The following is a 12,624-nucleotide window of genomic DNA, read 5'->3' as shown; positions in this document are numbered from 1 at the left end:
CTGATCGCCGACCGCCTGGTCGACGCCGAACTGTGGCCCGAAGACAGCGAGCTCGTCGCCGAGATCCGCGCCATGTTCATGCACAACTGGGGCATGGACCAGGCCCAGGCCGACGCGCGCATGTCCCGCCTCAACTTCAAGGCCGCCCTCGCCGCTCTGGAAGGCGGTGCAGCATGAAATTCAAGTTCAACATCTACCTGATCATCGCCGTGGCCATCATCGGCGCTATCACCGGCAGCCTGGCCATGAGCCTGGGCGAAATCGAGCCAGCGGCCAGCGCCGCCATCATCCTCTTGTCCGTGTTGGTGCTGGGCTGGGGCGCCGGCAGCGTGTCGTCGCAGGCCGAGATCGACCGCCTGACCAGCATCGAGACGGCCCGCCGCATCCAGGCCAGCTGCGCCATCATCACCCGCACCCAACTTGAGCGCGACCTTGAACAGCTGCTGGATGCGAAAGGCGGTGTGCTGTGAGCGCCGGCTGCACCGAAGAGCGCTTCCTGCGCGATGTTGCTCACCATGAGCTGATCGTGATCCGCGATGACGGCGTGAACCGCCACATACGATTCAAGAAGCCGGACAGCGGCGACATGTTCTTCGACCTGATCACTTGGCCGGGCCACCTCTGCTACACCGGCGACATGGGCACTTACGTGTTCCAGCGCCTGACGGACATGTTCGAGTTTTTCCGCACCGACCGGGCGTACAACCAGTCACGTGGGCGGAAGCTGGGCATAAACCTGGGTTACTGGACCGGGAAGCTGATCGCGGTCGACGGAAACCGGCATGGCGGCAAGCCAAAGGCCTTCGACGAAGACAAGTTCAAACGGGTCATCAATGAATATCGCGTGCAGTGGATACGAGACGCCAAGCGAAACAACTCGCTCGACAAGGAAGGGCGACGCGAACTGTGGGAAGCGGTCGAAGATGAGGTAATAGGCGTGCTGGATGATGGCGGCGACCGTGCGCAATATGCGGCCTACGATTTCCATCACACCGACCCGTCCGACGCGCAGCGGCGCGGCTGGCAGTTCGATGATTTGTTCGAACATGATTTCACGGAATACACACACAGCATTATCTGGTGCTGCTATGCGCTGGCCTGGGGAATCGAGAAATACGACGCATCGAAATTGCTGTCTGCATCCGAAGGAGTGGCTGCATGAAGCGCCGTCCCCTGCCAAAACCGGAAAGCCGCTCCTACGCCCTGCTGAAGGCGCTGATCGCCGGGTCAGGCACCTTCTACCAGATCTGCGAGCGAGCCGGCTTCGATATCGAAGAAGCGGGCATGGAGAGCCGCCTGCGCATGATCTTCGCGCGCGGCATCCAGGGCCACGTGCGCGTGTCCGGCATCCTGTACGAGCTCAAGGACGCGTCACGCGACGCCATGCTGGGCATCAAGCCAGCGTCGCAGGGCCAAGTAGCCGCGCCGCACTTCCGCGGCGTGGTAGGCGCCATGCCGGTGCTGGTTGTGCGTCGCGCGGCGGCAGAGGTGCGCCCATGAAGCGCGACTGGTTCACCTTATCGCTCGATCTAGGCGAAGAGTTGATTATCGACAACTTCGCCGGAGGCGGCGGGACCAGTACCGGCCTGGAGCAGGCCTTCGGCCGCCCGGTAGATATCGCCATCAACCACGATCCCGAGGCGCTGGCCATGCACGCGGCGAACCACCCGCACACCACGCACCTGTGCGAGAGCGTGTGGGACGTCGACCCGATCAAGGTGACGAACAATCGCCCGGTGGGCCTGGTCTGGCTCAGCCCCGATTGCAAGCATTTCAGCAAGGCCAAGGGCGGCAAACCGGTCGAGAAGCGTATCCGTGGCCTGGCCTGGGTGACGCTGCGCTGGGCCGCCAAGTGCAAGCCGCGCGTCATCATGCTGGAAAACGTCGAGGAATTCAAAACGTGGGGCCCGCTGCTGGTCGAGGCCGACGGCAGCGCCAAGCCGGACCCGGCGAAGAAGGGCAAGACCTTCGACAGCTTTATCCGCCAGCTGCGCGCGCACGGCTATACAGTCGACTACCGCGAAATGCGCGGCTGCGACCACGATACGCCCACCATCCGCAAGCGCTTCTTCCTGGTGGCGCGCCGCGACGGCATCGCCATCAAGTGGCCGGAGCCTACCCACGGCGCACCCGACAGCATCGGCGTGCGCGCCGGTAAGCTGCTGCCGTATCGCACGGCGGCCGAGTGCATCGATTTCAGCCTGCCGTGCCCGTCGATCTTCGAGCGCGACCGGCCGCTGGCGCCGGCCACGCTGCGCCGCATCGCCAAGGGCATCATGCGCTATGTGGTTGACGCGGCCGATCCGTTTATCGTTGGCCAGGGCGGCCCGATCTACGGCGGCAAGCCGGTGTCGGCCAACCAGCCGTTCGGCACGCTGACGACTGAGAACCACCGTGCTGTGGTGCTGCCGACCATCGTCCCGGTCACGCACCAGGGCGGCGACCGTACCGAATCCATCGGCGAGCCATTCCGCACCATCACTGGCGCACATCGCGGCGAGAAGGCGCTGGGCGTGGCCACGCTGGTACAGGTGGGCTACGGCGAACGCGAGGGCCAAGCGCCGCGCGCGCTGGATATCGAGAAGCCACTGGGCACGGTGGTGGGCGCGGCCGCAAAGCATGCGCTGGTAGAGGCTGAGCTTGCGCCATTCGTCATGACCAATACCACGGGCCACCCTGGCGCGCGCGTCGACATGCCGGTACCGACTATCACCGCCGCAGGCAATCAAGTGGTGGCCACGGCATTCCTGGCCAAGCATTACACGGGCGTGGTTGGCTCCGACCTTACCGACCCTATCGGCACGGTCACCGCGTGCGACCACCATAGCCTGGTAACGGCGTTCTTGACGGAGCACGCCAACGCGAGCAACCAGCGCGTGATGCCGGCCGACGAGCCGCTGCGCACCATTTGCGCCCAGGTCAAGGGCGGCCATTTCAGCATGGTGTCGGCGCACATTACGAAGTTTCGCACGGGCGCCACCGGCAGCCCCCTCGATGAACCCTTGCACACGGTCACCGCTGGTGGTCAGCAGGCCCGGCCGGGCACCGGCAATGCCATGGGCATCGTCACAGCGCATATTCAGCGCGATATGGGCGCCAGCGTGGGCCACGCCGCCGATGCGCCGCTTGGCACGGTCACGGCCGGCGGTGGCGGCAAGTCGGCACTGGTCACCAGCAATATGATCAAGCTGCGCGGCACCAGCACGGCTGCCGGTACCGACGAGCCGCTGGGCACGGTCAGCGCCGGCGGCCAGCACCACGCCGAGGTGCGCGCGTTCCTGCTGAGTTATTACGGTACCGACCAGGCGCCGGAGATCGACGGGCCGCTGGCCACCGTCACGAGCCGCGACCGTTTCGGCCTGGTGACGATCCACGGCCAGGACTATCAGATCGTGGACATCGGCTTGCGCATGCTGCAGCCGCGCGAACTGTTCCGAGCCCAGGGCTTCCCCGACGACTACATCATCGGTGACGACCCGACGCAGGGCTTGAAACTGACGAAGAGCGCCCAGGTGCGCATGTGCGGCAACTCGGTCTGCCCGCCCATGGCCAAGGCGCTGATCCTCGCCAACTTCGCGCATGAGCGCGAGATTGCGAGGGTCGCATGATGTACGACCTCGCCCGCGTCGAACGCCAGCACCAGGCAAACAACAAGGGACCAGTGTATTCGTTGATCCGCAAGCGCTGCGCCTGCGGCAAGGCCAGCACCGCGCGCCAGCTGGCCCAGTATGGGCGCTGTGTCAAATGTGCCAAGGTGGCGTCATGACGGTGAAAATTCTTATCGGCGACGTGCGCGAACAGCTGCGCACCTTGGCCGCCGACTCCGTCCATTGTTGCGTTACCAGCCCGCCATACTGGGGGCTACGCGACTACGGCGTCGACGGCCAGATCGGCCTGGAAGCATCGCCCGCCGAGTTCATCGAGGTCATGGTCGACGTGTTCGAAGAGGTGCGCCGTGTGCTGCGCCCTGACGGCACCTGCTGGATCAATATGGGCGACAGCTACGCCAGCAAGCCAAACGGCCCAGCAGGCGCCGGCGGCCACAAGGGCAACAATCCGCACGTGGCTGTGCGCACGGCGCATGCACGCCGCTCCAGCAGCATCCCGCTGGGCTTCAAGCACAAGGACCTTTGCATGATGCCGCACCGCCTGGCCATCGCATTGCAGGACGCAGGCTGGTGGGTGCGCCAGGACATCGTCTGGAGCAAGCCGAATCCGATGCCCGAGTCGGTACGTGACCGCTGCACTAAGAGCCACGAGTACATTTTCCTGCTGACGAAGAGCGCGAATTATTACTACGATGCCGAGGCGATCAAGGAGCCGGCCGTCGGCTTTGTCGACCATCCGCGCAATAGCTTCGGCACCAAGGACTATGCAGTGCCCGGTCAAAAGCCCCAGAAGCGAGCCGCGCGCGGTAATGGTGTCGGCTTCGGCCACGGCAGTGACGCTGATGGCCGCGAGCGCGGCCGTGTGCTCAAGGGCAATGCAAGGTCATTCCGCGGCGGTGGCGCCTATACGGCCGGTGCCGCCTTCGATAACGATGCTGACGTTGACCGCACCACGCATGGTAACGCGCCGAACGAAATCGGCTTGCGCAACCGACGTAGCGTCTGGCCCATGGCCACACATTCATTCGCCGAGGCGCACTTCGCCACGTTCCCGCCGGAATTGCCGGAGATTTGCATCCGCGCTGGCTGCCCAACTGGCGGCACTGTACTGGATCCGTTCTTCGGCGCCGGCACCACCGGCCTTGTCGCTGATCGCCTGCAGCGCGACTGCATTGGCATCGAACTGAACCCGGCCTACGCCGAGATCGCGCGCAAACGCATCCAGGCGGAGTCGACACTTTTTGCAGAAATTGAGGTGACAGCATGACTAAATGCATCACAAGCGACAAATGGCGTGGCGAACGCGACGAACCGGTCAATCCATCGACCGTGCGCTTCAAAGCGCAGGAAGCGAACGCTCCCAGCTGCGAGGGCTGCCTGTTCGAGCGCTCCGTGGGCGTGTGCTCGAGCGCCGCCGTGCTGGCCGTGGCCAACGACCAGCCGGACTGTGACGACCGCTCGCCGGGCGGCATGACCTACATCTATGTGCTGGACCGCAGCGACCCGCGCCAGCTCGACCTTATCAAGACCCTGCAACCAACAGAAAGCAAATTATGAGCACCATGAACGAAGTCCAAAAATTCCTTAGACTGCCAGCAGTAATCGAAGTCACAGGCAGGTCGCGCAGCACCATTCTTCGGGGCGCGAAAGATGGCAGTTTCCCATCACCAGTCCATATCGGCCCGCGGGCCATTGCATGGATTTCCGCCGAAGTAGCCGAGTGGCAGAAAAAATGCATCGACGCTAGCAAAGGAAGACTTGAGGTTTCAGGCGATGTCGCTAGGGGTAACGTGAGTCCGTAGAACTGTAGGGGTAATTGTAGGGGTAAAAAACGACAGAAAAGAAAAAGGCCAATCCGAAGATTGGCCTAAGTCCTTGATTCTTATGGTCGGGACGGGAAGATTCGAACTTCCGACCCCATGCACCCCATGCATGTACGCTACCAGGCTGCGCTACGCCCCGACGAGGTGAGAATTATAGCAGAGGCTTTTAGGTTTTTGCCATGCTTTGCGCGTGATTCATAGCGAACTGCCCAAAGTTTTTTTCGCTCCCCGGCAAAACGCTTATTCGCCCAGCAGCAATGCCGTCAGGACGATGCGGAAACCGGCGATCAAGGGCTCCACCTTGACTTCGGGATTGTGCACCAGTCGCACGGGCAAGCCCTGGTACATGGCGATCATGGCGTTCAGCCGCCCTTCCAGCATTTCCTCGTCGGCCGGCAAGCCGCGCTTGATGCGCGCATCACGTATGATCGAAAGAAACAGCTTGCGCGAACGCACATCCGCGCAGTGCAACATTTCCGCGATGGCGAGGTTGCGCGAAGCCTCGGCAAAAATTTCCAGCGGCATCACCCAGGTTTTCGGGTCCAGGCTTTCCAGCACATGCTCGCCCGCATTGTCGATCACGGCCTGCAGCGGGTCTTCGCGCTGTGCCAGGTCCTGCATCAGGTTCGATACCCGCTCCGTATTCTGCATGACGAAGGCGGCGATGATCGCATCCTTGCTGTCAAAATAATTATAGATGTGGCCCGCGCTCATGCCGGCCGCTTTCGATATCTCTGCCATGCTGGCGCCGTGGAAACCGCGGCGGCTGAAACAGCTTTCGGCAGCATCGAGCACCTGCTTGCGCCGCGTGTTGGCGCGCTCGGGATCCGGATGCTTCTTTTCAACTTGGTTCATGACTTTTCCAGTAGCGCGCCGGCCCTGCCCCTGCGGACAAGGGCAAGGCCGGCGTCGACGTCCCCGTGATTATTGGACGCCGCCAGCCGCCGCGACGGCTGTCTGCTCAGGTTGCCAACCGCCGCCCAGCACCTTGTACAAGGTGACCAGGTTGGTCGATTTGGCCAGACGCGCCGTGATCAGGCTTTGCTGCGCCGTGTACAGCGCGCGCTGGGCCACCAGGGCGCTCAGGTAGGACTCGGCGCCCTGCTTGTAGCGCGCGTCGTGGATGGTGTAGCTCTTCGTCGACGCCTCGACCAGCGAGACCTGCGATTGCAGGCGCTCGTCGATGGTGCCGCGCTGGGCCAGCGCATCGGACACTTCACGGAAGGCGACCTGGATCGCCTTTTCGTATTGCGCCACGGAGATTTCACGCTGCACCTTGGCGATATCGAGGTTGGCGCGGTTCACGCCGCCATCGAAGATCGGCAAGCTGATCTGCGGAATGAAGCTCCACGTGCCGCTGCCCGCCTTGAACAGGCCCGACAGATTATCGCTGAGCGAACCGGCCGTGGCCGTCAGCGAAATGCGCGGGAAGAAGGCCGCGCGCGCGGCGCCGATGTTGGCGTTGGCAGCGCGCAAGGTGCGCTCTGCCGCCAGCACGTCGGGACGGCGTTGCAGCACGTCCGACGGCAAGCCGGACGGAATGTCAGCCAGCGCCGTCACGGCGCCGAACTCGGCTGGCGGCAGCAGGTTGGCCGGCACGGGGCCGCCCACCAGCAAGACCAGCGCGTTCTGATCCAGCGCCACCTGGCTCGTGTAGACAGCCACGTCGGAACGGGCCGACTCGACGCTGGTCTGGGCATCATACTTGTCCAGGCCCGAGGTGGCGCCCGCGCTGAAGCGGCGCACGGCCAGGTCATACGACGACTGCTGGCTCTTCAAGGTATCTTGCGCCACGCGCAGACGCTGCTGGTCGGCCACCAGGTTCAGATACGTGCTGGCCACTTCGGCCACCAGGCTGATCTGCTGTGCACGGCGTGCTTCTTCCGTGCCCAGGTATTGCTCCAGCGCGCTATCGGACAGGCTGCGCACGCGGCCAAAGAAGTCCAGTTCGTACGCCGAGACGCCCAGGTTCGCCGTGTACTGGCGATTGATGGACGCTTCGCCGTTGGCGCTGGCGTTCTTCGGCACGCGGCTGGCCGACTGGCCACCCGAGGCCGACAGCGTCGGGATCAGCGCGGCGCGTTCGATGCCGTACGTGGCGCGCGCCTTCTCGATGTTCAGGATCGAGACGCGCAGGTCGCGGTTGTTGGCCAGCGCCAGTTCCAGTACTTGGCGCAGGCGCGCATCGGCAAAGAACTCGCGCCAGGCGATGTCCGCCACCGGCTTGGCGTCGGTGGCGGCCGTGTCGGCCTTGTAGGAAGGGCCCGTCGGCCACGCCGTGGGCGCCGGCGCTGCCGGACGCTCGTACGTGGGAGCCAGGCTGCAACCGGCCAGCAAGGCCAGTGCCGCCATGGAGAGTAGCGTTTTTTTCATATTAATGCGCATCCTTAGAAAGCGTGACGGCTGGCGAGCCAGGCGTCGCCGGCGTAGTTGGCGCGTCCGACTTCGAGAAGAAGCCGCGCACCAGCACGAAGAACACCGGCACGAAGAAGATACCGAGGAACGTGGCCGTCAACATACCGCCCAGCACGCCGATACCGATGGCGTTCTGGCTGCCGGAACCGGCGCCGCTGGAGATAGCCAGTGGCAACACGCCCAGGCCGAAGGCAATCGAGGTCATCAGGATCGGACGCAGACGCAGACGCACCGCGTGCAAGGTCGCGTCCAGCAGCGACATGCCTGATTCCTGCATTTCCTTGGCAAACTCGACGATCAGAATCGCATTCTTCGCCGACAGGCCCACCACCGTGAGCAAGCCCACCTGGAAGTACACGTCATTCGACAGGCCGAACATCCACGTACCGAGCACGGCGCCGATCACGCCCAGCGGTACCACCAGCAGCACGGAGAACGGAATCGACCAGCTTTCATACAACGCAGCCAGGCACAGGAACACGATCAGCAGCGACAGCGCATACAGCTGCGGCGTCTGCGAACCGGATTCGCGCTCCTCCAGCGACACGCCGGTCCAGCTAAAGCCGATGCCAGGCGGTAGTTTGGCAACCATCTCTTCCATCGCGTTCATGGCGGCGCCCGTGCTTTGGCCCGGCGCCGGCGTACCCAGGATCTCTACCGACGGCAAGCCGTTGTAGCGCTCCAGGCGTGGCGAGGCGTAAATCCACTTGCCGGTGGCGAAGGCCGAGAACGGCACCATCTGGCCAGCGGTATTGCGCACGTACCATTTGTTCAAGTCTTCCGGCAGCATGCGCGAACTGGCATCGCCCTGGATGAACACTTTCTTGACGCGACCGCGGTCGAGGAAGTCGTTCACATACGAACTACCCCAGCCAACGCTCAGCACGCGGTTGATTTCCGAGATCTGCAAGCCCAGCGCAGTGGCTTTCTGCTGGTCGATGTCGATCTTGTACTGCGGCGTATCTTCCTGGCCATTCGGGCGCACGCCGACCATGGCCGGATTCTGCGACGCCATGCCCAGCAACTGGTTGCGCGCCGCCATCAGGGCGTCGTGGCCGACACCGCCGATATCCTGCAACTGCATGTCGAAACCGGTGGCGTTACCCAGTTCCAGCACGGCAGGCGGTGCAAACGTAAACACCATCGCATCCTTAATCTGCAACAGCTTGCCCATGGCGCGACCGGCCACGGCCGGCGCTTTTTGCGCCACGTCCTTGCGCAGCGACCAGTCTTTCAGGCGCACGAAGGCAATACCCGTGTTCTGGCCGTTACCGCCGAAGCTGAAACCGGCGACGGCAAACACGGAAGCGACGTTGTCTTTCTCGGCGTTCATGAAGTGGTCTTCGACCTGCTCGATCACTTTCAGGGTGCGCTCTTGCGTGGCGCCCGTCGGCAATTGAATCTGCGTAAACAGGATGCCCTGGTCTTCTTCCGGCAGGAAAGAGGTCGGCAGGCGCATGAAGACGAATACCAGGCCGGCCAGCAAGATGACATACAACAGCATCGAGCGGGCGCGGTGGCGGATCATGCTGCCGACCAGGCCCTGGTATTTGTTGCTGCTGCTATCGAAGCTGCGGTTGAACCAGCCGAAGAAACCCTTGTTCGTCGCGTGATGGCCTTTTTCGACCGGCTTCAGCAAGGTGGCGCACAAGGCCGGCGTAAACACCAGCGCGACGATGACGGACAGCACCATCGATGAGACGATCGTGATCGAGAACTGGCGGTAAATCACGCCCGTCGAACCGCCGAAGAAGGCCATCGGCACGAACACGGCCGACAGCACCATGGCGATACCAACCAGCGCGCCCGTGATCTGCGTCATCGACTTGCGCGTCGCTTCCAGCGGCGACAAGCCCTCTTCGCTCATCACGCGCTCGACGTTTTCCACCACCACGATGGCGTCATCGACCAGCAGACCGATGGCCAGCACCATGGCGAACATGGTCAAGGTGTTGATCGAATAGCCGAACGCATTCAGGATGCCGAAGGTACCGAGCAACACGACCGGCACGGCCATGGTCGGGATCAGGGTGGCGCGGAAGTTCTGCAGGAACAGATACATCACCAGGAATACCAGGATGACCGCTTCGACCAACGTTTTGACCACTTCTTCGATCGACAGTTTCACGAACGGAGTCGTGTCGAACGCCACCTGGTAGCTCATGCCTTCAGGGAATTGCTTGCTCAGCTTGCCCAACATGGCTTTCGCCGCATTGGCCGTATCGAGCGCGTTGGCGCCCGTCGCCAGCTTGATCGCCACGCCGGTTGCCGCATGGCCGTTATAGCGGGCCACGGTATTGTAGTTCTCGCGGCCCAGTTCCATGCTGGCCACGTCCTTCAGGTACACCATGGCGCCGTCGGTAGTGGTTTTCAGCAAGATGGCACCGAACTGCTCCACCGTTTGCAAGCGGCTTTGCGCCGACACGGTGGCGTTCAGCTGCTGGCCCTTGACGGACGGCGTGCCGCCCAGTTCACCGGCCGACACTTCCGCATTCTGCGCCTGCACGGCCGTGATCACGTCCGCCGGGGTCAGGTTAAAACTTTGCAGCTTGGCCGGATTGAGCCAGATACGCATCGCGTACTGCGAACCGAACAGTGTCACATCGCCCACACCGGGCACGCGGCTGAGCGGATCGACGACGTTGGCGGCCACATAGTCGCTCAAGTCGGTCTGGTCCATCTTGCCGTTTTCGGAAATGAAGCCAAACACCATCAGGAAGTTCTTCGTCGCTTTCGACACGACCAGACCCTGTTGCGTGACAGCCGTCGGCAGCAACGGCGTGGCCAGCTGCAGCTTGTTCTGTACCTGCACTTGGGCAATATCAGGATTGGTGCCGCTGGTAAACGTCAAGGTGATGCTGATGCCGCCAGTGGCATCGCTCGACGAGGCCATGTAGCGCAAGCCGTCGATACCCTTCATCTTTTGTTCGATGACCTGGGTCACGGCGTCTTCCACGGTCTTGGCGGAGGCACCAGGGTAGGAGCCGCTGATCGAAATCGACGGCGGAGCAATGCTCGGGTACTGCGCGATCGGCAGGCTGAGGATCGAAATCACGCCGGCAAGCATGATGACGATCGCGACCACCCAGGCAAAAATCGGGCGGTCAATGAAAAAACGGGCCATTAATATTCTCCTGAATTAGTGGGCGCTGGCAGCCGATGCTGCGGCAGAGGCGGCAGCGGCCTTGGCCGGCACGGCAACGGCTGGCGCGCCTGGCTTGACTTTTTGCAAGCCTTCCACGATCACGCGATCGCCTGCGGCCAGGCCGGACGTCACCAGCCAGTCAGTGCCGACGGTCCCGCTGGTGGTCAGCACGCGTTGCTCGACCTTGTTTTCCTTGTTCAGGATCAAGGCGGTTGCCTGGCCCTTCTGGTTGCGCGTCACGCCCACTTGCGGCACGGTGATGGCTTTTTCATCGACGCCCGTTTCCAGTTGGGCACGTACGTACATGCCTGGCAGCAATTCGCCTTTCGGGTTCGGGAACAGCGCGCGCAAGACCACGTTACCGGTGGTCGGATCGACCGTCACGCCGGAAAACTGCAGCTTGCCCGGTTCGCTGTACTTGCTGCCATCCGGCAAGATCAGGTCGACCTTGGCCTGGCCTTCGCCCACTTTTTTCAGCGAACCGTCGGCCATCTGGCGTTTCAGGCGCAGCAAATCCGTGCTCGACTGGGTTACGTCGACATAGATCGGGTCGAGTTGCTGTACCGTCGTCAGCGCTTCGGCCTGGCCCGCCGTGACCAGCGCGCCGGCCGTCACGCTCGAGCGGCTGGTACGGCCGCTGATCGGTGCCGTCACGGTGCTGTATTTCAGGTTGATGTTCGCCGATTCCAGTGCTGCGGTAGCGGATTCGACGTCTGCCTTGGTTTGCTCGAACGCAGCGACGGCATCATCGTATTCCTGGCGGCTCACGCCTTCGATGGCCACGAGCTCCTTGTAGCGCGACGCTTTCGGACCGGCCGTCAGCAAGTTGGCCTTGGCTTTCGACAACGCGGCCTTGGCCGAATTATAGGCAGCCTGATACGTGGCAGGATCGATCTGGTACAGGGCCGTGCCCGCTTTCACTTCGCTACCCTCGACGAACAGGCGCTTCTGGATCAAGCCACCGACTTGCGGACGCACATCGGCGACCTGGTAGGCATTCGTACGGCCGGGCAATTCGGCGCTCATCGGCAACGCGGCCGGATTAACAGTAAACACGACCACCTGTGGCGCTTGCTGCGCGTGAGGTGCTTCCTGTTTTTTACTGCAGCCGGCCATGATTACAGTGGCGCACAGAACGGCAATAGCGCCGCTCGTACGCGGCGACGTCAAGGAAAATGTTGGTTGCATCTTGGACTTTCTGAAAAAGAAGCTGGCTAGTGTCGTTAGAAATGACTAAATTTATTAACGCAGATCAAAGAATGAACGATCATTCTAAAATCGTCAAGCATCGTTACAATTGAAACACAGCAACTATCAAGCAAATTAAATTATCAATGAGACAATACTATGAAGGCAGCGACAGTGTCGGCACGTCAGCCAAATCAAACAGCAAGCTGGCGGGCGGCGGCAAAACGGCAATGCGGGAAAGGCAGATTGAATGATGACTGTAGCAGGGTAATGCGTTTTTTGCTGAAGCCGTGATCATGCACGCAACACGGTATTGCAAGCGGACGTCCGATCGCCATGAATATTTACCAATGGTATCAAAAAGACATAGCGCCTGGACCTGCTCAAAAGCGTCTCCGGCACGGGCAAGGCCCCGCCGGCATTGCAACTCAGGCCGAGGGCGCGC

12 protein-coding genes and 1 tRNA gene are annotated in these 12,624 nt (G+C 62.3%); 8 read left to right on the top strand and 5 right to left on the bottom strand.

Going from position 1 to position 12,624, the window contains the following annotated elements:
- Positions 1-173: 173 nt before the first annotated feature.
- Genes K0F85_RS05770 through K0F85_RS05735 form a run of 8 tightly spaced genes read left to right on the top strand, consistent with a single transcriptional unit; the run spans position 174 to position 5,410 of the window.
- Positions 174-470, top strand: a complete 297-nt coding sequence (locus tag K0F85_RS05770) for a hypothetical protein (RefSeq protein ID WP_219114938.1) — start codon at positions 174-176, stop codon at positions 468-470.
- Positions 467-1,162 carry a hypothetical protein gene (locus tag K0F85_RS05765; protein ID WP_219114937.1) on the top strand — a complete coding sequence of 232 codons (696 nt, stop codon included), beginning with the start codon at positions 467-469 and terminating at the stop codon, positions 1,160-1,162. The genes K0F85_RS05770 and K0F85_RS05765 overlap by 4 nt, the downstream gene beginning before the upstream one ends.
- Entirely contained in the window at positions 1,159-1,500 is a 342-nt protein-coding gene (locus K0F85_RS05760; protein WP_219114936.1) for a hypothetical protein, read from the top strand. Before K0F85_RS05765 ends, K0F85_RS05760 begins: the two co-directional genes overlap by 4 nt.
- Positions 1,497-3,608 carry a DNA cytosine methyltransferase gene (locus K0F85_RS05755; protein ID WP_219114935.1) on the top strand — a complete coding sequence of 704 codons (2,112 nt, stop codon included), beginning with the start codon at positions 1,497-1,499 and terminating at the stop codon, positions 3,606-3,608. The genes K0F85_RS05760 and K0F85_RS05755 overlap by 4 nt, the downstream gene beginning before the upstream one ends.
- Complete coding sequence (locus K0F85_RS05750) at positions 3,605-3,766, top strand: hypothetical protein (RefSeq protein WP_180338604.1); 162 nt, start codon at positions 3,605-3,607, stop codon at positions 3,764-3,766. Before K0F85_RS05755 ends, K0F85_RS05750 begins: the two co-directional genes overlap by 4 nt.
- Positions 3,763-4,875, top strand: a complete 1,113-nt coding sequence (locus tag K0F85_RS05745; protein WP_219114934.1) for a site-specific DNA-methyltransferase — start codon at positions 3,763-3,765, stop codon at positions 4,873-4,875. The genes K0F85_RS05750 and K0F85_RS05745 overlap by 4 nt, the downstream gene beginning before the upstream one ends.
- Positions 4,872-5,165: a hypothetical protein gene (locus tag K0F85_RS05740; protein WP_219114933.1), complete on the top strand. Its 294-nt coding sequence runs from the start codon at positions 4,872-4,874 to the stop codon at positions 5,163-5,165. The genes K0F85_RS05745 and K0F85_RS05740 overlap by 4 nt, the downstream gene beginning before the upstream one ends.
- Positions 5,162-5,410 (top strand): AlpA family transcriptional regulator, encoded by a 249-nt coding sequence (locus K0F85_RS05735; RefSeq protein WP_306983160.1) that lies wholly within the window; start codon positions 5,162-5,164, stop codon positions 5,408-5,410. Before K0F85_RS05740 ends, K0F85_RS05735 begins: the two co-directional genes overlap by 4 nt.
- A gap of 83 nt (positions 5,411-5,493) precedes the next feature.
- Here the strand turns inward: K0F85_RS05735 and K0F85_RS05730 are convergent.
- The 5 genes from K0F85_RS05730 to K0F85_RS05710 form a co-directional block, all read right to left on the bottom strand.
- Positions 5,494-5,570, bottom strand: a tRNA-Pro gene (locus K0F85_RS05730).
- A 101-nt stretch (positions 5,571-5,671) separates the two neighbouring features.
- Positions 5,672-6,286 carry a TetR/AcrR family transcriptional regulator gene (locus tag K0F85_RS05725; protein ID WP_219114931.1) on the bottom strand — a complete coding sequence of 205 codons (615 nt, stop codon included), beginning with the start codon at positions 6,284-6,286 and terminating at the stop codon, positions 5,672-5,674.
- A gap of 69 nt (positions 6,287-6,355) precedes the next feature.
- Entirely contained in the window at positions 6,356-7,804 is a 1,449-nt protein-coding gene (adeC, locus tag K0F85_RS05720) for an AdeC/AdeK/OprM family multidrug efflux complex outer membrane factor (protein WP_219114930.1), read from the bottom strand.
- Between the two features lies 1 nt (position 7,805).
- Positions 7,806-10,970, bottom strand: a complete 3,165-nt coding sequence (locus tag K0F85_RS05715) for an efflux RND transporter permease subunit (protein ID WP_219114929.1) — start codon at positions 10,968-10,970, stop codon at positions 7,806-7,808.
- A gap of 15 nt (positions 10,971-10,985) precedes the next feature.
- Positions 10,986-12,179 (bottom strand): efflux RND transporter periplasmic adaptor subunit, encoded by a 1,194-nt coding sequence (locus K0F85_RS05710; protein WP_219114928.1) that lies wholly within the window; start codon positions 12,177-12,179, stop codon positions 10,986-10,988.
- Between the last annotated feature and the right edge of the window lie 445 nt (positions 12,180-12,624).

Origin of the sequence: Janthinobacterium sp. UMAB-56 (assembly GCF_900095265.1) — a bacterium.
In the GTDB taxonomy this organism is placed as follows: Bacteria; Pseudomonadota; Gammaproteobacteria; order Burkholderiales; family Burkholderiaceae_D; genus Janthinobacterium.
This window is presented reverse-complemented; position numbering and strand designations above follow the sequence as displayed.

What these genes read in the sequence shown, in the direction of transcription:
- K0F85_RS05770 (WP_219114938.1), top strand. Translation starts at nt 174, where the DNA reads ATGAAATTCAAGTTCAACATCTACCTGATCATCGCCGTGGCCATCATC.
- K0F85_RS05760 (WP_219114936.1), top strand. Translation starts at nt 1,159, where the DNA reads ATGAAGCGCCGTCCCCTGCCAAAACCGGAAAGCCGCTCCTACGCCCTG.
- K0F85_RS05755 (WP_219114935.1), top strand. Translation starts at nt 1,497, where the DNA reads ATGAAGCGCGACTGGTTCACCTTATCGCTCGATCTAGGCGAAGAGTTG.
- K0F85_RS05750 (WP_180338604.1), top strand. Translation starts at nt 3,605, where the DNA reads ATGATGTACGACCTCGCCCGCGTCGAACGCCAGCACCAGGCAAACAAC.
- K0F85_RS05745 (WP_219114934.1), top strand. Translation starts at nt 3,763, where the DNA reads ATGACGGTGAAAATTCTTATCGGCGACGTGCGCGAACAGCTGCGCACC.
- K0F85_RS05740 (WP_219114933.1), top strand. Translation starts at nt 4,872, where the DNA reads ATGACTAAATGCATCACAAGCGACAAATGGCGTGGCGAACGCGACGAA.
- K0F85_RS05735 (WP_306983160.1), top strand. Translation starts at nt 5,162, where the DNA reads ATGAGCACCATGAACGAAGTCCAAAAATTCCTTAGACTGCCAGCAGTA.
- K0F85_RS05725 (WP_219114931.1), bottom strand. Translation starts at nt 6,286, where the DNA reads ATGAACCAAGTTGAAAAGAAGCATCCGGATCCCGAGCGCGCCAACACG.
- adeC (WP_219114930.1), bottom strand. Translation starts at nt 7,804, where the DNA reads ATGAAAAAAACGCTACTCTCCATGGCGGCACTGGCCTTGCTGGCCGGT.
- K0F85_RS05715 (WP_219114929.1), bottom strand. Translation starts at nt 10,970, where the DNA reads ATGGCCCGTTTTTTCATTGACCGCCCGATTTTTGCCTGGGTGGTCGCG.
- K0F85_RS05710 (WP_219114928.1), bottom strand. Translation starts at nt 12,179, where the DNA reads ATGCAACCAACATTTTCCTTGACGTCGCCGCGTACGAGCGGCGCTATT.